We start from the raw sequence: 19,210 nt of genomic DNA, 5'->3' as shown, positions 1-19,210 counted from the left end.
CGGGGCCGCTACGACTTCTCCAGCGCCGCCCGGTAGTGCGGGCCGTCGTCGCCGTACCGGACCTCGCTGACCGTCCAGCCCGTGCCGACCGCTGCCTCCCGGAGCCGGTCGGGGGCGAACAGCCGAAACAGGAGGACGTCGCTCACGTCGCCCTCGTACTCGAAGTGCATCACGCGGTGGGCCAGCCCCGGCGTCGGGTCGTCGCGGTACCCCAGCAGCTCCTCGGTCTCCTCGTGGTCGGGGTCGTAGCAGTCGACAACCGCCGTTCCGTCGGGGGTCGTGACGAACGCGAGGTCCCCGAGGAACTTCCGCAGGCCCTGCATCGACTGCGCGAGGCCGAGCTGGGTGCCGATGGCGAGCGCCGACCGGAACCGGCCGCGTCCGAACTGCTCGCGGAGCGCGAACATGTCTCCGCGGCGTGCGTCGGCCACGCCGCGCTCGCGCATCGTCTCGACGAGGTGGTCGCTGACCTCGACGGCGACCGTCTCGAACCGCTCCTGGAAGTACAGCGAGTGTCTGCCCGCGCCGGCCCCCATGTCGAGCAGCGGGCCGTCGAGCCGCGACGCCAGCCACTCACTCTCTTCGCCGTTGACCGTGAACGACGAGAAGTAGAACCGCTCGATGGGGTGGTCGAGGGTCAGGTCGCCGTCTCGCTGCAGCAGCGGTTCGTCCTGCTCGCCGCGATGGAAGTCGCGGATGGCGCGACCGAACGGGTCGGGCATGACCGGACGTTCGGGAAGTGTCGACAAAAGAATTTTTGTGAACTGGTACCATCGAACGCACGAAGGCGGGGAGGTCTCACCGTCGGCTCGATTCCCGAGAGGCCGAGCAAAACCGCGCTCAGGCCGATTCTCACCACCGATTCGAACCGTGAGAGGCGGATGAACCGCGCTCAGACCGGTTCGAATCGGTACCCGTCCCACTCCTGGCTTTCCTTCTCCCGGATGCCGGCGTCGGGGTCCCTGAGTTCCTCGGCGTAGACGGGCCGCACCCGGTCACCGATGTCGACCTCGGCGTCCTCGGTCAACTGGCCGATGGCGCGTACCGGTTCGCCGTCGACCGTGAACTCCACGATGGCGAGGGAGTTCGGCGAGCGAACGCCGGGCGGCGTCGCGGTGTTCGTCGTCCACGTGACGACCTCGGCGGTGCGGTCCGCGAGGTCGACGGTTTCGACCTGCGCTTCGGCACACTCCGGGCAGCGCGGGTGGCCCGGGTAGGTCAGGTGGCCGTTGGGACAGCGGTGCGCCTCGAACGTGGTGGACTCGTCCTCGCTCATGCTTCCTCCATGATGGTGGTGGTGACGCAGTTGCCGAACCCGCCGACGTTGCACGCCAGCGCGACCTCGGCGTCGACCTGGCGCGCGCCGGCGTCGCCGAGCAACTGCTGGTGGAGTTCGTACGCCTGTGCGACCCCGCTCGCGCCGAGCGGGTGGCCCTTCGACTTGAGGCCGCCGGAGGTGTTTATCGGGAGGTCGCCGTCGCGGTCGGTGATACCCTGTTCGACGGCCCGCCAGCCCTCGCCCTGGTCGAAGAAGCCGACCGCCTCGCTCTGGAGGAACTCCAGGATGGTGAACATGTCGTGGAGTTCGGCCACGTCCACGTCGTCCGGTTCGCGGTCGGCCATCTCGTAGGCGACGTCGCTGCTCTCGACGGCCGCTCCCATGACAGTGGGGTCCGTGCGCTCGTGGACGACGTGGGTGTCGGTCGCGCCCCCGATGCCCGAGACGACGGTGTACTCGTCGACGTACTCCTCGGCCGTCGATTCGGGACAGAACAACAGCGCGGCGCTCCCGTCCGTGATGGGACAGAAGTCGTAGAGCCTGAGGGGGTCGGCGACGACGGGCGAGTCCATCACCGTCTCCAGGTCGACCTCCTTGCGGAACTGCGCGTGTGGGTTGTCGAGGCCGTTCCGGTGGTTCTTCACGGCGACCTTCGCCAGGCTCTCCCGCGGTGCGTCGTACTCGTGGAGGTAGCGCCGCGCCGTGAGGCCGGCGAAACTCGGGAGCGTGACGCCGTGCTTGTACTCGGCAGGATGGGTGAGCGAGGCGATGACGTCCGTCGCCTCCGCCGTCGTCCTGTGGGTCATCTTCTCGCCGCCGACGAGCAGCGTCAGGTCGCTCGCGCCCGAGGCCACGGACTGCCACGCGGAGTAGATGCCCGCGCCGCCGCTGGCGCTCGTCTGGTCGACGCGCTGGGTGTACGCCGGCATCGCGCCGAGGTCGTGAGCCAGCGCGTTCGGGACGCCGGTCTGGCCCTCGAACTCGCCGCTGGCCATGTTCGAGACGTACAGGTGGTCGACCGCCCGGGGCGAGACGTTCGCGTCGTCGAGACACGCTTCGCCGGCCTCCGCGAGCAACTCGCGGAGCCACGCGTCGCGCTCGCCGAACTCCGTCATCGACGCGCCGATGACTGCAACTCGGTCCATGCGGGCATCCACGGCACGCCGCGATTATAAACTTGAGATTTCCGGACGGCGTCAGACGGCGCGTCGATACTGCACGGGCCACTCCACGTCCTCGGCGTCCAGTTCCTGGGCGGCGCGGAGCGCGAAGTACGGGTCACGGAGGTGTTCGCGACCGAGGATGGCGAGGTCGGCCCGTTCGTTGCGAATCAGGGCGTCGGCCTGCGCCGGTTCGACGATGCCGCCGACGGCGCCGACCGGGACGCCGGCCTCCTCCCGGATGCGCTCGGCGTACGGCACCTGGTAGTTCGGCCCCGGACTGGGAATCTGCTGGTCCGGATGGAGGCCGCCCGCGCTCACGTCGACGAGGTCGACCCGGTCGGCGAGGCGGTCGGCGAGGCGCACGGAGTCGTCGACGGTCCACGACTCGCGGTCGGGAAGCCAGTCGGTCGCCGATATGCGGACGAAGACGGGCTTGTCGTCGGGCCACGCTTCCCGGACCGCGTCGACGACCTCGCGGACGAGACGCGTGCGGTTCTCGAAACTGCCGCCGTACTCGTCCTCGCGGTCGTTCGCCGCGGGCGAGAGGAACTCGTGGAGCAGGTAGCCGTGTGCGGCGTGGACCTCGGCTATCTCGAAGCCGGCGTCGAGAGCGTGCTCGGCGGCGCGGGCGAAATCTCCGACGAGCGTCTCGATGTCGTCGCGGTCCATCTCGGTCAGCGCCGGTTTCGGCCGGTCGTACGGCCAGACGTCGGCGCTCGGGGTGAGCGCCTCGTAGCCGCCCTCGTCCCGCGCGACCGTCTCGCTGCCCTCCGACGGCGGGGTCTTGCTACCCTTCCGGCCGGCGTGGGCGAGCTGGATGGCCGGGACGGCTCCCTGACCGCGGACGAACTCCGCGACGGGCGCGAGCGCGTCGGCGTGTTCGTCGCTCCAGATGCCGAGGTCGTTCGGCGTGATGCGGCCTCGCGGCTCGACCGCGGTCGCCTCCGTCATCACGATGCCCGCCCCGCCGACGGCGCGACTCCCCAGGTGGACGAGGTGCCAGTCGGTCGCCAGTCCGTCCGGTTCGCAGGAGTACTGACACATCGGCGACACCATCACGCGGTTCGGGACCGTCGTCTCGCGGAACGAGCGGGGACTGAACAGGTGGTCGGTCATCACGTCACCGTAGTCGGTCGGGGATTGAAACCACCAGCAGACGGGGAGAGGTTTGCCGGATTTTCGGCCGAGACGGCACCCGAAGCCTTATTGCACGATACATCGACATATTTGAGAGATGAATAGTAGCGACGGAAATACCCTCTCGTCGTCGGAGGCTGCCGTCTTCAGACGAGCGCTCGCGGGGCTCAAGCGGCGAGGATGCGGCATCCTTCTCGTCGGGCCGAGATGTGACGACGCTCTCGACCGAGCGTGCGACCGTTTCCTCGGCGAATCACGCGAGCGACCGCGACGGCGACTGCTGGTGTGCACGGACGCGAGTGGCTGCGACCGCCTCTCGAACCACTCCCACTATCCCTCCCCCGGAACTGGTTCGGAGACGGTCCGCGTCGTCGACCGGACGACCCGAACCCGGGGCGCCTCCGCTGCCGGAACGTCCGAGGCCGCCGAAACGTCCGGGGCCGCCGGAACGCCCGACGCCGACGTGACGGCGGTCAGGGTCACCGACGAGTCCCTGCCCGCTCTCGACGACGCTATCGTCGAGTGTATCGACGAGTTCCGCGCAGTCAGCGGCGGTCTCGACCCGGCCGAACTTCGCGTCTGCGTCGACTCTGTCGTGCCGCTGGTGGAGGAACACGGCGCGGAGGCGGTGTTTCGATTCCTGCGTGTGCTCACCGCACGCGTCCGTTGCGACGACGGGATGGGGCACTTCCACCTGCCGACCGACGTGAACTCGGACCTCGTCCGGACGCTGGCACCCGTCTTCGACGCCGTCGTCGAGGTCCGCTGCCGAAAGGGGTACGCGGAGCAACGCTGGCACCTGCAGGAACAGGACGTCACGACGCGGTGGCTGTCGCTCTGAGTGCGACGCGAGTCGCTTTCACTGACGCCGCCGGCCGGTCTCCGCCAGCAGCCACCGGTGACGTTCGACGAGTCGGCTCGAAACCCGCAGGGCGTCCTCGGGCGCGCGGGTATCGAACGCTCGCAGGCGGTCGAGGTCGTCGCGGGTCAACCGTTCGAACAGCGCCGTGTCGAGCAGTCCGGCGACGCCCGGCAGGTCGGACTGGCCGTACAGGCGCTGTCGCCTGCGCTTTTTCCCTTCCGCGATGCGTTCGCCCGGATTCAGTGCGAGGTCGTACGCCCGGACCACCGGATACCACCCCTCCCGGACGGCCCGGCCGGTGTTGCGCGACGCGACCGTCTCCAGGCGTTCGTCGCGGTCCGCGAACCCCGTCGACTCGAGGGCGTCGACGAGCGCGTCGTGTGCGTCCAGTAGCCGCCGGAGGTCCTCGACGCAGGCGGAGGCTTCCTCGGCGACCGTCGACCGCAGGTTCCGTTCGACCGTCGAGTCGTACCTGTGGAACTTGCCGCGAGCGTCCTCCTCGAACACTCTGGCCTCGAAGTAGTGGTCGTTGATGGCGTCGAGCGCCGTCGCGTACGCTTCCGTCCGCTCGTCGACGGTCTCGCGCGCTCGCTCGTCCGGCACTGCCGAGAGGGAGTCGGTGTCCAGTCCCGCCTCCGAGAGCGCGATGACGCTCCGGCCCACCTCCGAGAGCGACAGGAGATATCGCTCGCCCTCGTGGAGCAGGTAGTCGTGCCTGCCGTCGTTTCGTTCGATGACTCCCGGGGCCGTCCGGACGTTCGAGACCATCTCCTCGTCCGTGAGTTTCCGTAGCTCGTATAAATGTCTCACTCAGATTATCGTCGCCAATAATCGGACTGGGTCCGTCGCGTCGTGCTCGGTCCATCCTACCCCTTACGCCGCTCCCTTCACCTCTTCTCCGTCACGTCGTGCCCGTCACACTTTTTCGTCCGTGCGGCGTCGAACGACACGACCGCGATAGCGGAAAACGGGGTCCTTGCCCGTACGACTCGGGCCCGAGACGAGAAGGCGGCAGCGGTCCGACCCTGGGACAGTAGAGGGAGAGACGGCAATCCGACTTCGGGCCGACCGGACTCCGACCCCGAGCGTAGCGAGGGGGAACTGATCCGGCGTTCAGTTCGGAGACGAGAGCTCTCGACACGTCCAGGCGAGCAGGGATTCTCGAACAGATTCGGGTACTGGATAGAACATTAATCCGATTGTGAGTAAATGATTTACCGCAGGGGCACCAAAGTCGAAGTATGTCACAACGACCGATCCACCGGCGGGAACAGCTCTACGTCGACGGCGAGTGGCGCGACGCCGACGACGTCCTCGAAGTAACCGACCTCGCCGACGGCGGCGTGTTCGCGGAAGTCGCCGCGGCTGACGGCGAGCAGGCCGACGCGGCGCTCGAGGCCGCCCAGCGAGCGCAGGTGGAGATGCGCGAGACGACCATCCCCCAGCGCGTCGAATGGGTCGAGACCATCGCCGACGAACTGCTGGAGCGAAAGGACGAACTCGCGGAGGTCATCGTCCGCGAGGCCGGCAAGCCGATCTCCAGCGCGCGCGGCGAGGTCGACAGCGCCGCCGAGCGGTTCCACCGCGCCGCCGAGGAAGCCCGCGACCTCAAAGGCGAGTTCCGCCAGGGGACCACCAGTGGACACGAGGGCTGGGAGGCCATCGTCAAACCCGAACCTATCGGCACCGTCCTGGCCATCACGCCGTACAACTACCCCCTCTCGACCACCGCCCTGGAGGTCGCGCCCGCGCTCGCGGCCGGTAACTCGGTCATCCTCAAGCCCGCGAGCAAGACGCCCGTGAGCGCCGCCATCCTCGCGGACGTCGTCTCGAACCTGGACCTCCCGACGGGCGCGTTCAACTTCGTCCCCGGCCGTGCGAGCACCATCGGGGACCTGCTCGTCGGCGACGACCGCATCAACATGGTCACGATGACCGGCAGCAGCGCGGCCGGCAAGCACGTGGCCCGCGAGAGCGGCATGGTCAATCTCCACATGGAACTCGGCGGCAACGCGCCCGCGGTCACGTTCCCCGACGCCGACCTCTCCGACGTCGCCGGCTCCTGTGCGAAGGGGTCGTTCAAGTACGCCGGCCAGCGATGCTCGGCCGTGAGCCGGGTCGTCGCCCACGAGGACGTCCACGACGAAATCGTCGAGCGTCTCGAAGCCGAGGTCGACAACTGGGTCGTCGGCGACCTCTTCGACGAGGAGACCCAGATGGGGCCGCTCATCAGCGAGGACCAGGCCGAGTGGGTCGAGGAACTCGTCGAGGACGCCCTAGAGAGGGGCGCGGACCTCGTGCGCGGCGGCGAGCGCGACGGACAGTTCTTCGAACCGACGCTGCTGGCGAACGTCCCGCAGGACGCCCGCATCGTCCACGAGGAGCAGTTCGGTCCCGTCGCTGCGGTAACGACCTTCGAGAGCGAGGAGGAAGCCATCGAGGTGTCGAACCGCGGCGACCTCGCGCTCGACGCCGCGGTGTTCACGTCGGACTACGACCGCGCGCGCCGCGTGGCCGACAAACTCGACGCCGGCGCGGTCCGCATCAACGGCGCGCCGAGTCACGGCATCGGCGACATTCCCTTCGGCGGCAACAAGGCCTCCGGCATCGGTCGGCAGGGCCTTCACCTGACCATCGAGGAGATGGTCCGACAGAAGAGCATCATCCTCTAACTGGCGACCGCCGCGCGGACCGTCGTTTTCGCTCTCTGTCTCGTGCCCTCACCTCCTTTCTCGTTTCTGTCGTTCGCCACCACCCCACCCCGTCGTTCCTCTGTCTTCCTGGCGGACGCGGAACCCCGTCGTCCCCGGGACCGTGTCCTCAGCAGGGTCGACCGCTCCGGCGGCGACCTCACCGACCGTCAGTTCGTCGCCGGTTCGGACGGCGTGGCTAGCCGACGGTTCGCACACACCGTCGTTCCTCTGTCTTCGAGAGGCCGGTCGGGGACGCTGGACCGCGTCCGGGCCTTTCTCGACCAGCGTCCCTCGATATCCCGAACCTCTTGCCGGCGAACGAGCGCGGTTCAGCCTCAGGGGAACCATTTCCGGAGTTTCCTCTGTTCGCAGTGGTTTAAGTATACCCCCACCCCGGCGTTCCTCTGTCTTCGTGGGTCGTAGTGGGGAGGGTCGACGAGCGGGCGGCGGTGATCAGAACCGTTCGTGTGAGACGACCGACCGGCTCGGTTTATATCTCGACTAAATAGCTGAAATAGTCTTTTTCGCCTAGTTTGCGGATATTGTTTTCGGGGTGGTCTCTTCAAAGTTTCTACTACAAAGCCTCCACGTCGTTCCCCATCCCTCCTTACTCGCCACACACAGCGGAACGAAGGGGTGGGGGTGTCTTTTAAGTCCTAGCTTCAGACGAATCACTGGAAACAGACGAACGGGTGGTGTGCCTCTGAATCACCTCGGGTCCGCACCTCCCCTGGCGACGGTCGTCTGAACGTTCGGTGGTCTCCGTCGACGTGAAGTCACGGCGTCGACGTGGGATCACTGTGTCGACGTCGGCCAGTTCGTCGACGTCGGTCGGTCCGCCGAGGTCAGTCGGTTCGTCGACGTCAGTCGAAGCGTCTGTATCGGTCAACGTGTCGATATCGGTCGATGCGGGGATATCGGCCGAGCGTCGACGTCGGGTGTGCGTCGACGGAGTCCGCATCCACCGGCGCGGGGAAGTGATTCTCTGCCCGCTCGCCGTCGGCGCACCGTCTGACACACACGAATCAGCGGAATCAGCGGAACGGGTGGTTCGGAACCGTTATGAGCGTCCCCTGTTTCCGCCCAGGTAATGGGTTCGTTCGAATTCGTTCGAGAGCACTCTCCCTACAAGAATCGGGAAGCACTGCTGGACGACTACACGCCGGACACGCTCGTCGGACGCGACGACGAACTGGACGAGTACCACGGCGCGCTCCAGCCGGCCATCTACGGCGAACAGCCGGACAACATCTTCCTCTACGGGAAGGCGGGGGTCGGGAAGACGGCCGCGACGCGGTTCCTGCTCGACAAACTGTCGGACAACGCCGAACAGTACGACGACCTCGACGTGGTGACCGAACTCGTCAACTGCGACGGTCTCAACTCGAGCTACCGGGTCGCGAGCCACCTCGTCAACATGCTCCGGGACCCCGCCAACCGCATCAGCGAGACGGGGTACTCGCGCTCGCAGGTGTACGAACTGATGTGGGACGAACTCGACGACCACGGCGGCATCATCCTGCTCGTGCTCGACGAGATCGACCACCTCAAGGACGACAGTATCCTCTACCAGCTCTCGCGTGCCCGAGAGAACGAGAACATCACCGAGGCCAGAATCGGTCTCATCGGCATCAGCAACGACCTCACGTTCCGGGACAGCCTCTCGCCGAAGGTCCGGTCGTCGCTCTGTGAACGCTCCATCTCCTTCTCGACGTACGACGCCAACGAACTTCGAGCCGTCCTCGAACAGCGCAAGGAAGTCGCGTTCAAGGACGACGTGCTCTCGGAGGACGTCATCCCGCTCTGTGCGGCGTTCGGTGCCCAGGAGTCCGGCGACGCCCGCAAGGCGCTCGACCTGCTGATGAAGGCGGGCGACCTCGCGCGGGAGGAGAACGCCGAACAGGTGACCGAGGAACACGTCCGTCGCGGTCGGGACCTGCTGGAACGCGAGCAGGTCGCGCGCGGCATCGCGGACCTGAACGACCACGAGCGCCTGGTCGTCTACGCGCTGGCGACGCTCGAAGCCGAGGACGAGACGCCGGCGCGCTCCCGCGAGATATACTCCCGGTACAAGGCCCTCTCGGAGGCCGCCCAGCGCGAGACGTTGACGGCGCGCTGGCTCCGCGAACACCTCGACGACCTCGCGATGCTGGGCATCCTCACGGTCAGCGAGATAAACGAGGGCTCCGCGGGCGGAAAGTACCGCGAGTACGCCCTCCAGCAGGACCTCGCGGTCGTCCTCGACGCGCTCGAGGAGACCCTCGAGGCGATGGGCGTCCACACCAGCGTCAAGGGGTACGTCTGAACCCCACCAGACGACTCGCGCCGTCGACCCAACTGACCGCGCACCGTCGACCTAACCGGCTTCGCGCTATCCTTCCCACGACCTTTGCGCTGTCGGTCCAATTAGTCTCGTACCGTCGGCCCCACCGACGGGCGGCGTTATCTGCCGCTTACCCGTTCGAAACGTGGGTTTCGTCGTTCGCCCGCTCGATTACTCTCCGAACGATAGCCCTCGTTTATTGTCTCGTCGGTGGTCCTCGATGGTGGTGTTCTGAGATGATGGACGAGAACTCACGTTCCGGTAGTAGCCAGTCACGCAGGCGCTTCCTCGCCGTCGCGGGAGGCTCGGTGTTCGGACTCTCCGCGGTGTCGGCCGCACAGGAGACGACGACAACGACGACAGCGCAACAGGAACCCGCGACGTCGTTCAGCTTCGGCGGGCGGGTGCAAGCGTGGGATGGGCGCGAACCGCAGCGCATCGCCGACCAGGAGAACCCGACGCTCCAGCTCCAGCCCGGTCGGGTGTACGAGGTGACGTGGGAGAACCTCGACGGCCAGCCTCACAACTGGGCGCTCCAGGACGATCAGGGGAACAACCTCTCCGTCATCTTCCCGGACGTCCAGACCGGCACCGCCGGTACCCAGACGACGACCACCCAGACGACGACCACGGAGGGTACCGCCACCCAGACCACCGTCGAGACGGTCACGCCGCCGGACGACGCGATTTCGGTGACGGACACCCTCGCGGAGCAGGGAGCCACCCAGACGTTGCGGTTCGTCGCTACGTCCGATATCACCACGTACATCTGCACCATCCACCCGACGACGATGGTCGGCGACGTGGAGATTCAGGACGGTGGGGGTGGCAACGGCGGCGACGGCGGCAACTAGACCGTCAGGGACTGGACCGACGGTCGTACCCCCGTCAGTTCAGTCGCCCGTCGGTCGAGAGCGGTGGCGCCCGGTTCGACGAGGGAGATGATAGGCGACTCCGACGGGAGTAACAGAGACGACCACCCAGTTTTCGAGAGAAAATAGTCTTCGAAAGAGAAACCTCTCAGTCGAGCATCCGCGGGCGCTTGAAGTACTGTTTCATACCGTCCGCGGCCCGGTACGCCAGTGCGCCGACGGTGCCCGTGGGATTGTAACCGCTGTTGTGGGCGAACGCCGACGCGCCCGGGATGAACAGGTTCTCGGCGTCCCAGCACTGGAGATACGAGTTGACGACCGAGACGTCGCTGTTCGGACCCATTATCGCGCCGCCGGTGTTGTGCGTCGACTGGTACGGCCGAATGTCGTAGCTCTCGTCCTGACCGACGACCGTCTTGCTCACCTGCATCTTCGTCGGATTCATCGCCTCCATGATTTCGGCGCAGCGTTCGCCCTCGAACTCGGCGAGCTTCTTGTCGTTCTCGGTCCAGTCGAACGTCATCCTGAGCAGCGGGTCGCCCCACTCGTCGGTGTAGTTCGGGTCCAGGTCGAGGTAGTTCGTCCGGTGCGGCAGCACGGCGCCCTGTGCGGAGATGCCGACGGAGCTGTTGTGGTACTTCAGGCTGGCGCGCTTGAACTCCGACCCCCAGCTCCGGTCGAGGTCCGGCGGCGAGGCGTTGTTCGCGATGGGTCGCTTGCCGGTCTGGGTGATGGCGATGTTGCCGCCGTGGATGAAGTCGAGGTCGGTGTGGTCGAAGTTGTCGCCGTTCCAGTCGTCGGCGGCCGCGCCGAGCGCGCCCGCGCCCATGTAGAGGTTCCACTCCTCGTCGTCGAAAAAGCCCGTTGCGCTCCCGCCGAAGTTCTGGTAGCAGTAGTTCTTCCCGACGTTACCGCTGTCCTCGGGATTCTCCGGGTCGTACGGCTCCCCGATACCGGACAGCAGGAGTAGCTTCACGTTCCAGAGCGCGTACGCCGTGAGTGCGACGGTCTCCGCCGGCTGGATGTACACCGTGTTGTCGCGGGTGTCGACGTACTTCACGCCGGTGACGCGGCCCTTCTGTTCGTCGTACTGCAGCCTGCGCACGTCGCAGTGGGTCCGGAGTTCGAAGTTCCCCGTCTCCTCGGCGACGGGAAGGACGGTCACGGTCGGGTCGGTCTTCGCGCCCCACTCGCAGCCGAACCGTTCGCAGTATCCGCAGTACTGACACGGTCCACGGGCGACACCGTCGGGGTTCGTGTACGGTTCCGAGAGGTTGGCGGACGGGGCCATGAACGGGTGGTTGCCCTGACTCGCCGCGGCGTCCATGAACCGCTCCAGGACCGGCGTCGTTATCATCGCCTCGGTCGGGTAGTCTATCTTGCGCGGTCCCTCGAACGGGTTCCCCTCGTCCTGGATGTTGCCTTCGATGTTGCCGGCGTTCCCCGAGATGCCGGCCATCTTCTCGAACTCCCTGTAGTACGGACGGAGCTCCTCGTACGTGATGCCCCAGTCCTGGAGCAGCATGTCGTCGGGAATCTTCTCCGGCCCGTACCGGTCGAGCGTCTTGGACCGTATCTGGAAGTCGTACGGCAGGAACCGCCACGTCTGGCCGTTCCAGTGGACGCCCGCCCCGCCGACGCCCTTCCCCGGCAGGAACGACCCGAGCTGGCGCATGGGAAGCGCCTCGTCGTCGGGGTCGAGCCGGAACGTCAGCGTCCCCTTCGAGAGGTCCTGGAACATCTCGTAGCGGAGCGCGTACCGCAGCTCGTTGTGCATCGTGAGGTAGTCGTCGGGGCTCCGATCGCGGCCGCGCTCGATGCTGACGACCTGCTTGCCGTCCTCCGCGAGTTCCTTCGCGACGATGCCACCCGTCCATCCCGCGCCGACGGTGACGACGTCGACGGGGTCGAGTCGCTCAGGCATCGGTGTCCTCCTCGACGTCCCCGTGCACGTCGTCGGGGTTCTCGCCTTCGAGTTCGTACCGCGGGCCGTGGTCGTGGTTGTGGACGGCACCTTGGCCCTGTTCCTGGTTCCCGCCCTCGCTCGCGCCGGTCTCGATGCCGACCGACTCCACGTCGTCCTCGACGCTCCGCGGCGGGATGCGGATGAACTCCCCGCGGTCGATGAGTTGCTTGTAGCTTCCGAGCGCTCCCGGCGACCCGGGGAACCGCTTCAGCTTCCAGCCGACCATCTCGCGGTTGCCCTCGTACATCGGGTCGCAGTACATCCCCTCCAGCACGTTCCGCCGAAAGAGCGTGAAGAACTCCCGCGGCTTGATGGACTGGAACGTGTCGACCTCGTTCTCCTGGACGGCCAGCAGCACCTCGTCCTGCTGCTCGTCCGACAGCTCGATGAAACTGCTGTCGTACTGCTCGTTCGTGTACTCCTCTATCCACTCGACGGCGAACCGGTACACCTCGCGCGGAACGAGATTCGACTGCCATCCCTGGTTGGGAATCGCCCCCTCGTATCGGTTGACGAACGGCGGCTCCATGTACCACTTGTCGCCCGCACCCCACTCGCTGTCGAGCTGGTGGTCGATGAAGTAGAGTACGCCGGCCTCGACCGCTCCCGGCCCGTACTCGTCGGACGGTACGATGCGCGACGCCATCGCCTGTACGACCCGAGCCTCGTCGACGTCGAGATACTTGAGTCCCTCCTCGTCGACGCCGGCGTCGTCGTCCGCCTGCTGTCGTTTTCGCTGCTCCCCGCGAGCGACGTCCGCCGCCTGTCCCGCGAGTAGCATGGCCCCGCCTGCGAGCCCCGAGTTTCCGAGGAACGCGCGACGGGAGAAGTCGAATCGAGCGTCGTCCGGTGGTTCGTTGGTCATCGTTTCCCCCGCACCTTCGACCAGAGCCACCGAATAGTAACTAACGACCGTTGGTAACCGTTCACGCGGTATCGCCACCTTTCCGAGGTGAAACCCCTGCCGAATCTCGGTATTGCAGACATCGCCTCCCGCGCACCGACGCTTGGGTCGACGGAACGAGACCCGCCGGGCCGACCACCGACCGTAACGCCAGCGTATGGCCCCGAACAGCGCGAACGGTCGCCTCGTTTAACGACGAAAGCGGCGTACGTACGTCGGTATGAACGTCCAGCAGTTCGGCGTGTTCCTCGCGGTCCTCGCGCTCGTCGCGGCACCTGTCGCCGGGACGACGGGCGCCTCCGGACAGAACGGTTCGGCATCCGTCGACGTCGCGAGCGAACGCACGGCACAGGATACGAACCAGACTAACCAGACGAACGCCACGTTCGAACCGGTCCAGTTCACCGACGAACGGGTGTCGCTCGCGGGCACGGAACTACTCGTCGAGAGCGGATTCCTCACGCTGCGAAACGGAACGTTGACGCTGTTCGTGAAGACCGGGACGCTGTCGGCGGGCCCGGCGGACGCGAGGGTGACCAACCTGCGGCTCGTCCTCGGGAACCGAATCAGCGCGGCCGAAGCGAGCCGAGTCCGCCAACAGTTGGCGCGGGGTGACGCGGGTACCCTCGACGTCCCCGACGGCGTGCGGAACGTCCAGTTCCTGTACGGCTTTCTCGCGGTCGAGAGCCGCGACGAGACGATTTTCCGGGACGCGGACCAGCAGGTGACGCTCGGCGAACCGACCCGGCTGTCGCAGGGGAACGCCACCGCGGGTCCGGAGGAGCCGGGGTTCCAGGTGACGAACCTCTCGGCACCCGACACCGTCTCCGTCGGTGAGTCGTTCGAGGTGACGGCAGAACTCACCAACCCCGGCGACCAGTCCGGCGTCGAGCAGGTCTTCTACGCGTTCGGCGGCGTCGTCGTCCAGCGACAGACGGTCGAACTCTCCCCCGGCGAGTCCCGCACGGTAACGTTCCAGGTCAGGTCGGGTCAGATTCCGGGCGAACCGGGCGCGTACACGCACAGCGTCCGGGCCTTCGACAGCGAGCAGTCGGCCCAGATTCGCCTCACCGACGGTGGGAACAACAGCACCGCCGGTAGCGTCGCGGGCGACGTCGCCGCGTAACGCCGACCCCTCGGACGTCCGCCCCGCCAGAGCTAACACGCCGTCCGTCGTCGCTCCGGCATGGACGAGCGAACCGGCTTCGTCACCCAGATGGGGATGGACCGCGAGGCGGCGTTCGACGTGGCGGCCGACCTCGGGTTCGACTACGTCGAAGTGATGCTGGACGGCCCGAGCGCACATCGGAACGTCGACCCCGAGTCGGTCCGGAAGTCGGCCGAGGAGCGCGACCTCGACCTCGCGGTCCACCTGCCGTTCACGCTCGACGTCGGGTCGCCGCACGACCACGTCCGCGAGGGCGCGCTCCGGGAGCTCCGGGCGGCCGTCGAGGCCGCCGCCGCGTTCGGCGCGGAGAAGGGCGTCGTCCACGCGAGTTCGAACGCCTGGCGGCCGGCGTGGGACGGCGAGACGGTGCGAGCGACCGTCGTCGACTCGCTGGCCGACCTGGACGCCTTCGCCGCCGAGCGCGGCGTCGAACTCTGCGCCGAGAACGTGCCGGGCGGCTGGTTCTCCATCGAGGAGTTCGACCGGCTGTTCGCCGAGACGGACGTCTCGATGACGCTCGACACCGGCCACGCGCGCATCGACGGACTGGACTCCGCAGAGACCGCCGCGTTCGTCGCCGACCACGCCGACCGGGTGAGTCACGTCCACCTGAACGACACCCGGCAACCGAAGGACGAACACCTCCCGTTCGGCGCGGGCACCATCGACTTCGAGCGGATATTCGCGGCGTTCCCCGACGACTGGTCGGGGACGCTCTCCCTGGAGGTGTTCACGCTGGAGTACGAGTACGTCGAGACCAGCAAGGCACACCTCGACGACCTGCTGTAACGTCGACGGACGTCCGAGTCCGGCGGGAAGCGGGTGACAAACACTATTTCGGGGGACGACCCAACAACGAGCATGCCCGACCCGAACGTACTCGTCTCGGGGGAGACGCTGATTGACTTCCTGCCCGAACGTCCCGGCCCGCTCTCCGACGTTCCGTCGTTCGCCAGACGGCCCGGCGGCGCGCCCGCGAACGTGGCCGTCGCGCTGGCCCGCCTGGAGGAGACGCCGTGGTTCTGGACGCGCCTCGCCGAGGACCCCTTCGGCCACTTCCTCGCCGAGACGCTGAACGAGCGCGGCGTCCCCGAGCGGTTCGTCGAACGCGACCCCGCGGCCCAGACGACGCTCGCGTTCGTCACCCACGACGAGACGGGCGACCGCGAGTTCTCCTTCTACCGCGACGGCACCGCCGACACGCGCCTCGAACCCGGCGGCGTCCCCGACGAGGCGCTCGACGCGGTCGAGTGGGTGTACGTCGGCGGCGTGATGCTGGCCACCGAACCGGGACGGACCGCCACGGTCGACCTCGCCGAACGCGCCCGCGAGCGCGACTGCGAGGTCGTCTTCGACCCGAACGCCCGGCCGGAACTGTGGCCGGACGGCGGCTTCGAGGACGCGGTCGCCGAACTGCTCGACGTCGCCACGGTCGTGAAGGCGACGCCGGAGGACCTCGCGATGGCGGGTTTCGAGACCGAGGAACCGGAGCGACTCGCCGCCGCGGTCCGCGACCGCGGCCCCCACACCGTCCTGCTGACCCTCGGCGGAACTGGGGCGTACGCCCACTCCGAGGCCGAGGCTCCCTGGGGCGCAGGGGCGGCCTCCCACCGGGGCTACGACGTGACGGTCAGGGACACGACCGGTGCCGGCGACGCCTTCACCGCGGGCGCGCTCGCCACGTTCGCCGCCGAGGACGACCGCTCCGACGTCTCCCTCTCGGACGTGCTCGCCTTCGCGAACGCCGTGGCCGCCCGGACGACGACGGAGGAGGGCGCGATGGCCGCCCTGCCCGACCGCGACGCCGCCGCTCGATTGCGAGATTCGTAGGATTTACTTCGCTCTTCGTAACGCCACTTTTAAGCCGACTACGAGGAATCCGACGAACGGACTGGCGAATGAGCGAGGAACACAGCGACACGGCGGAATCGAACGGAGGAGTCTCCGACGCTGCACGCCCCGACGACGGAGCGGCGGACGGCGCACGACCGGACGACGCGGCGGACGCTGCACGCTCCGACGGAGCGGTGGTCGACGAAACGCGACCGGACGAAGCGGCGACCGGCGACGCGCGACCCGACGGTGGCCGACCGGGCCAGGAACCGTCGGAGGACGGGTCGGTGGCGTCGTTCGTCGAGTACGGCATCGAGGACCGACCGCCGCTGGGCGAATCGATACTGCTCGGCGTCCAGCACTACCTGACGATGGTCGGAGCGAACGTCGCCGTCCCGCTCATCCTCGCGGGGACGCTCGGGATGCCGGCGAACCTCTGGCCGCGGTTCATCGGGACGTTCTTCGTCGTCTCCGGTCTCGCCACGCTGGCCCAGACGACGTTCGGCAACCGCTACCCCATCGTGCAGGGCGCGCCGTTCTCGATGCTCGCGCCCGCCCTCGCCGTCATCGGCGTCGTGCAGGCGACGAACCCCACCGGGATGGCCGACTGGCGCGCCGCCCTCCTGAGCCTCCAGGGGGCGATCATCGTCGCTGCGCTGTTCGAGGTCGCCGTCGGCTACCTCGGCCTCATCGGGCGCATCCGGCGCTACCTCTCCCCGGTCGTCATCGCGCCGACCATCGCGCTCATCGGTCTCTCCCTCTTCAGCACGGGCCAGGTGACCTCGGCGACCCAGAACTGGCCGCTCCTGTTGCTCACGCTCGTCCTCATCACCCTCTTCTCGCAGTACCTCGACACCCGCGTCCGGGCGTTCAAGCTCTTCCCGGTGCTGCTCGGCGTCGTCACCGCGTACGCCGTCGCCGCCGTCCTCTCCGCACTGGGCGTCTACGCCGCCGGAACCGCCGGGTACGTCGACATGGGGACCATCTTCGAGGCACCCGCCGTGGTCGTTCCGACGCCGCTCCAGTGGGGCGTCCCCCGCGTCGAGGCCTCGCTCGTCGTCGGGATGCTCGCGGGCGTGGGCGCCTCCATCGTCGAGAGCTTCGGCGACTACCACGCGGTGGCACGCCTCTCCGGTCTCGGCGCGCCGAGCGAGAGACGCATCAACCACGGCATCGGCATGGAGGGGCTGATGAACGTCTTCGCCGGCGTCATGGGCGCCGGCGGGTCGACCTCCTACTCCGAGAACATCGGGGCCATCGGGCTGACCGGCGTCGCCTCGCGCTACGTCGTCCAGATCGGGGCCGTCGCGATGCTCGGCGTCGGCTTCGTCGGCTACTTCGGCGCGTTCATCCGCTCGATTCCGGACCCCGTCATCGGCGGCCTCTACGTCGCCATGTTCGGCCAGATAGTCGCCGTCGGCCTCTCGAACCTGAAGTACGTCGACCTCGACTCCTCGCGGAACATCTACGTCATCGGCGTCGCGCTGTTCGTCGGACTGGCGATTCCGGCCTACATGGCCAACGTCGCGAGCGCGGCCCCCGAGGGTGTCGGCGGCGCGGCGTTCTTCCGCCAGAACATGCGGAACGTCGCCGTGCTCGGTCCGGTCCTCGGGACGAAGGTCGTCGCCGACACCGTCTACGTCATCGGCGGTACCGGGATGGCCGTCGGCGGTCTCGTCGCGTTCCTCCTCGACAACACCATCCCCGGCACCCGGAAGGAGCGCGGTCTCGAAGCCTGGGACGCCATCTCCGAGGACGACACCGACTTCGAGTCCGCGTTCGACCGCTTCGGCTCGGACGACGCCCGCGCGGTCCGGAGCGACTGACCGCGCCGACGCTCGTCGATTCCCGTACCGGAAGACAGAATATATCGCATCGAGCGGCGTCGTCACCGACAAAAATCTACGCGTACCGACACCAGATTTTTGTACCTATGAGTGTCGGTAACACGTACCTCATGACGTCCAACGAGTCCGAGGTCGCCGACGAGATGGATTCGTCAGAGGGTGGCCGCCCCTCCGACGAGAGCGACGATACCCAGGTCCAGCGACTCCAGTCGCAGGTCGAGCAGCTCCGGTCCCAGCTCGACGAAACGACGGAGCGGCTCCGGCAGACCGAGCGGAACCTGCGCTGGATGGCCCAGCAGCAGGCGACCGAGACCGGCAAGAGCGTCTGTCCGAGCTGCAACTCCGGGGGCGCGCTCAGCGTCGAGCGGACCGCGACCGGGAAGAAGAAGGTCGAGTGTACGAACTGCGGTGAACGCCTGGTGTAGTCACCGAACTCGCAGGCGGCGGCTCCGCGGCCCGTCGCACTCGACGAACAGAACCGACTGCCACGTCCCCAGCGCCAGGTCGCCGTCCTCGACCGGGACCGTGACGTGTTCGCCGAGCAGCATCGACCGCAGGTGGGCGTCGGCGTTGCCGTCGAGTTCGTCGTGGCCGTAGCCCCCGTCCTCGGGCACGAGGTCCGCCAGGGCGTCCTCCAGGTCGGCGAGCAGTCGCCGCTCGTTCTCGTTGACGACGACGCCGGCGGTCGTGTGCGGGACGAAGACGGTGCAGGTGTCTCCGTCCGTCGGGACGCGTTCGGCGACGCGGTCGGTCACGTCCACCACCTCGACGCGCTCGTCGGTTTCGACTTCGAGTGCCATACCCGACCGTCTACTCGTAGCACCTAAATCTCCGGCGTGAAACTACCCTGACATGGACGCTCAGCAGCGAGTCGCCGCGTTCGTCGCCGAACACGAGATGGACGCCCCGCCCGCGTTTCGCCTGCTCGACCTGGCCTCCGAGGTCGGCGAACTGGCGAAAGACGCGAACGAGTCCTCCGCGTACGGCGCGAACCCCGACGAGGTGTCGGTGAACCCCGACGAGATCGGGGACGCGCTGTTCGCGCTGCTCGCGCTGGCGTCGTCGCTGGACGTCGACGCCGAGGCGGCCCTCGACGAGGCGCTGGAGAAGTACGAGCGTCGACTCGACGACCGTGGCGAGATGTCGTCCGGCGAGTGACGCGG

At 67.5% G+C, this 19,210-nt stretch carries 18 protein-coding genes; 10 read left to right on the top strand and 8 right to left on the bottom strand.

Annotation, left to right across the window (positions count from 1 at the left end; translation table 11 throughout):
* Positions 1 to 8: 8 nt before the first annotated feature.
* The 4 genes from ACTF4R_RS04295 to ACTF4R_RS04280 all read right to left on the bottom strand — a co-directional run bounded on the left by ACTF4R_RS04295 (position 9) and on the right by ACTF4R_RS04280 (position 3,558).
* Positions 9 to 722, bottom strand: a complete 714-nt coding sequence (locus ACTF4R_RS04295) for a class I SAM-dependent methyltransferase (protein WP_440006510.1) — start codon at positions 720 to 722, stop codon at positions 9 to 11.
* A gap of 170 nt (positions 723 to 892) precedes the next feature.
* Positions 893 to 1,276: a Zn-ribbon domain-containing OB-fold protein gene (locus ACTF4R_RS04290; RefSeq protein ID WP_440006509.1), complete on the bottom strand. Its 384-nt coding sequence runs from the start codon at positions 1,274 to 1,276 to the stop codon at positions 893 to 895.
* A complete protein-coding gene (locus ACTF4R_RS04285) occupies positions 1,273 to 2,424 on the bottom strand; it encodes a thiolase family protein (RefSeq protein ID WP_440006507.1) in 1,152 nt (383 codons plus the stop codon). The genes ACTF4R_RS04290 and ACTF4R_RS04285 overlap by 4 nt, the downstream gene beginning before the upstream one ends.
* A gap of 51 nt (positions 2,425 to 2,475) precedes the next feature.
* Positions 2,476 to 3,558, bottom strand: coding sequence for an NADH:flavin oxidoreductase/NADH oxidase (locus ACTF4R_RS04280; protein WP_440006505.1), 1,083 nt, complete (start codon positions 3,556 to 3,558; stop codon positions 2,476 to 2,478).
* 118 nt (positions 3,559 to 3,676) lie between these two features.
* On the opposite strand from ACTF4R_RS04280, the gene ACTF4R_RS04275 reads away from it, so the two are divergent.
* The gene (locus tag ACTF4R_RS04275) at positions 3,677 to 4,420 is read left to right on the top strand and encodes a DUF7504 family protein (protein ID WP_440006504.1); all 744 of its coding nucleotides are present in this window, start codon (positions 3,677 to 3,679) and stop codon (positions 4,418 to 4,420) included.
* A gap of 18 nt (positions 4,421 to 4,438) precedes the next feature.
* Here ACTF4R_RS04275 and ACTF4R_RS04270 read toward each other — a convergent pair whose 3' ends face one another.
* A complete protein-coding gene (locus tag ACTF4R_RS04270) occupies positions 4,439 to 5,209 on the bottom strand; it encodes a hypothetical protein (protein ID WP_440006502.1) in 771 nt (256 codons plus the stop codon).
* A 473-nt stretch (positions 5,210 to 5,682) separates the two neighbouring features.
* Here ACTF4R_RS04270 and ACTF4R_RS04265 point away from each other — a divergent pair, with 473 nt between their 5' ends.
* The 3 genes from ACTF4R_RS04265 to ACTF4R_RS04255 all read left to right on the top strand — a co-directional run bounded on the left by ACTF4R_RS04265 (position 5,683) and on the right by ACTF4R_RS04255 (position 10,311).
* Complete coding sequence (locus tag ACTF4R_RS04265; RefSeq protein ID WP_440006500.1) at positions 5,683 to 7,113, top strand: aldehyde dehydrogenase family protein; 1,431 nt, start codon at positions 5,683 to 5,685, stop codon at positions 7,111 to 7,113.
* A gap of 1,111 nt (positions 7,114 to 8,224) precedes the next feature.
* A complete protein-coding gene (locus ACTF4R_RS04260; RefSeq protein ID WP_113275957.1) occupies positions 8,225 to 9,439 on the top strand; it encodes a Cdc6/Cdc18 family protein in 1,215 nt (404 codons plus the stop codon).
* Positions 9,440 to 9,693: 254 nt separating this feature from the next.
* Entirely contained in the window at positions 9,694 to 10,311 is a 618-nt protein-coding gene (locus tag ACTF4R_RS04255) for a plastocyanin/azurin family copper-binding protein (RefSeq protein WP_440006499.1), read from the top strand.
* Between the two features lie 166 nt (positions 10,312 to 10,477).
* On the opposite strand, the gene ACTF4R_RS04250 is transcribed toward ACTF4R_RS04255, so the two are convergent.
* Both ACTF4R_RS04250 and ACTF4R_RS04245 read right to left on the bottom strand, forming a co-directional pair.
* On the bottom strand, positions 10,478 to 12,253 hold the full coding sequence (locus tag ACTF4R_RS04250) for a GMC family oxidoreductase (protein WP_440006497.1): 1,776 nt from the start codon (positions 12,251 to 12,253) through the stop codon (positions 10,478 to 10,480).
* Entirely contained in the window at positions 12,246 to 13,160 is a 915-nt protein-coding gene (locus ACTF4R_RS04245) for a gluconate 2-dehydrogenase subunit 3 family protein (protein ID WP_440006495.1), read from the bottom strand. Before ACTF4R_RS04245 ends, ACTF4R_RS04250 begins: the two co-directional genes overlap by 8 nt.
* A gap of 259 nt (positions 13,161 to 13,419) precedes the next feature.
* Here ACTF4R_RS04245 and ACTF4R_RS04240 point away from each other — a divergent pair, with 259 nt between their 5' ends.
* The 5 genes from ACTF4R_RS04240 to ACTF4R_RS04220 all read left to right on the top strand — a co-directional run bounded on the left by ACTF4R_RS04240 (position 13,420) and on the right by ACTF4R_RS04220 (position 18,472).
* Positions 13,420 to 14,325 (top strand): CARDB domain-containing protein, encoded by a 906-nt coding sequence (locus ACTF4R_RS04240; RefSeq protein ID WP_440006493.1) that lies wholly within the window; start codon positions 13,420 to 13,422, stop codon positions 14,323 to 14,325.
* 60 nt (positions 14,326 to 14,385) lie between these two features.
* Complete coding sequence (locus tag ACTF4R_RS04235; RefSeq protein WP_440006491.1) at positions 14,386 to 15,156, top strand: sugar phosphate isomerase/epimerase family protein; 771 nt, start codon at positions 14,386 to 14,388, stop codon at positions 15,154 to 15,156.
* Between the two features lie 72 nt (positions 15,157 to 15,228).
* Positions 15,229 to 16,197: a carbohydrate kinase family protein gene (locus tag ACTF4R_RS04230; protein ID WP_440006489.1), complete on the top strand. Its 969-nt coding sequence runs from the start codon at positions 15,229 to 15,231 to the stop codon at positions 16,195 to 16,197.
* 68 nt (positions 16,198 to 16,265) lie between these two features.
* Entirely contained in the window at positions 16,266 to 18,026 is a 1,761-nt protein-coding gene (locus tag ACTF4R_RS04225; RefSeq protein WP_440006487.1) for a uracil-xanthine permease family protein, read from the top strand.
* Positions 18,027 to 18,133: 107 nt separating this feature from the next.
* A complete protein-coding gene (locus ACTF4R_RS04220; protein ID WP_440006485.1) occupies positions 18,134 to 18,472 on the top strand; it encodes a zinc ribbon domain-containing protein in 339 nt (112 codons plus the stop codon).
* Here ACTF4R_RS04220 and ACTF4R_RS04215 read toward each other — a convergent pair whose 3' ends face one another.
* Complete coding sequence (locus tag ACTF4R_RS04215; protein ID WP_440006483.1) at positions 18,473 to 18,847, bottom strand: secondary thiamine-phosphate synthase enzyme YjbQ; 375 nt, start codon at positions 18,845 to 18,847, stop codon at positions 18,473 to 18,475. It lies immediately after the preceding gene.
* Between the two features lie 52 nt (positions 18,848 to 18,899).
* Between ACTF4R_RS04215 and ACTF4R_RS04210 the strand changes: the two genes are divergently transcribed.
* Positions 18,900 to 19,205 carry a MazG nucleotide pyrophosphohydrolase domain-containing protein gene (locus ACTF4R_RS04210; RefSeq protein ID WP_440006481.1) on the top strand — a complete coding sequence of 102 codons (306 nt, stop codon included), beginning with the start codon at positions 18,900 to 18,902 and terminating at the stop codon, positions 19,203 to 19,205.
* Positions 19,206 to 19,210 lie beyond the last annotated feature (5 nt).

The sequence above is a fragment of the Halomicrococcus pelagicus genome, from assembly GCF_051917725.1.
Lineage (GTDB): Archaea > Halobacteriota > Halobacteria > Halobacteriales > Haladaptataceae > Halomicrococcus.
This window is presented reverse-complemented; position numbering and strand designations above follow the sequence as displayed.

Excerpts from the sequence above, each read along its gene's own strand:
- ACTF4R_RS04295 (WP_440006510.1), bottom strand. The coding sequence starts at position 722 with ATGCCCGACCCGTTCGGTCGCGCCATCCGCGACTTCCATCGCGGCGAG.
- ACTF4R_RS04290 (WP_440006509.1), bottom strand. The coding sequence starts at position 1,276 with ATGAGCGAGGACGAGTCCACCACGTTCGAGGCGCACCGCTGTCCCAAC.
- ACTF4R_RS04285 (WP_440006507.1), bottom strand. The coding sequence starts at position 2,424 with ATGGACCGAGTTGCAGTCATCGGCGCGTCGATGACGGAGTTCGGCGAG.
- ACTF4R_RS04280 (WP_440006505.1), bottom strand. The coding sequence starts at position 3,558 with ATGACCGACCACCTGTTCAGTCCCCGCTCGTTCCGCGAGACGACGGTC.
- ACTF4R_RS04275 (WP_440006504.1), top strand. The coding sequence starts at position 3,677 with ATGAATAGTAGCGACGGAAATACCCTCTCGTCGTCGGAGGCTGCCGTC.
- ACTF4R_RS04270 (WP_440006502.1), bottom strand. The coding sequence starts at position 5,209 with ATGGTCTCGAACGTCCGGACGGCCCCGGGAGTCATCGAACGAAACGAC.
- ACTF4R_RS04265 (WP_440006500.1), top strand. The coding sequence starts at position 5,683 with ATGTCACAACGACCGATCCACCGGCGGGAACAGCTCTACGTCGACGGC.
- ACTF4R_RS04260 (WP_113275957.1), top strand. The coding sequence starts at position 8,225 with ATGGGTTCGTTCGAATTCGTTCGAGAGCACTCTCCCTACAAGAATCGG.
- ACTF4R_RS04255 (WP_440006499.1), top strand. The coding sequence starts at position 9,694 with ATGATGGACGAGAACTCACGTTCCGGTAGTAGCCAGTCACGCAGGCGC.
- ACTF4R_RS04250 (WP_440006497.1), bottom strand. The coding sequence starts at position 12,253 with ATGCCTGAGCGACTCGACCCCGTCGACGTCGTCACCGTCGGCGCGGGA.
- ACTF4R_RS04245 (WP_440006495.1), bottom strand. The coding sequence starts at position 13,160 with ATGACCAACGAACCACCGGACGACGCTCGATTCGACTTCTCCCGTCGC.
- ACTF4R_RS04240 (WP_440006493.1), top strand. The coding sequence starts at position 13,420 with ATGAACGTCCAGCAGTTCGGCGTGTTCCTCGCGGTCCTCGCGCTCGTC.
- ACTF4R_RS04235 (WP_440006491.1), top strand. The coding sequence starts at position 14,386 with ATGGACGAGCGAACCGGCTTCGTCACCCAGATGGGGATGGACCGCGAG.
- ACTF4R_RS04230 (WP_440006489.1), top strand. The coding sequence starts at position 15,229 with ATGCCCGACCCGAACGTACTCGTCTCGGGGGAGACGCTGATTGACTTC.
- ACTF4R_RS04225 (WP_440006487.1), top strand. The coding sequence starts at position 16,266 with ATGAGCGAGGAACACAGCGACACGGCGGAATCGAACGGAGGAGTCTCC.
- ACTF4R_RS04220 (WP_440006485.1), top strand. The coding sequence starts at position 18,134 with ATGAGTGTCGGTAACACGTACCTCATGACGTCCAACGAGTCCGAGGTC.
- ACTF4R_RS04215 (WP_440006483.1), bottom strand. The coding sequence starts at position 18,847 with ATGGCACTCGAAGTCGAAACCGACGAGCGCGTCGAGGTGGTGGACGTG.
- ACTF4R_RS04210 (WP_440006481.1), top strand. The coding sequence starts at position 18,900 with ATGGACGCTCAGCAGCGAGTCGCCGCGTTCGTCGCCGAACACGAGATG.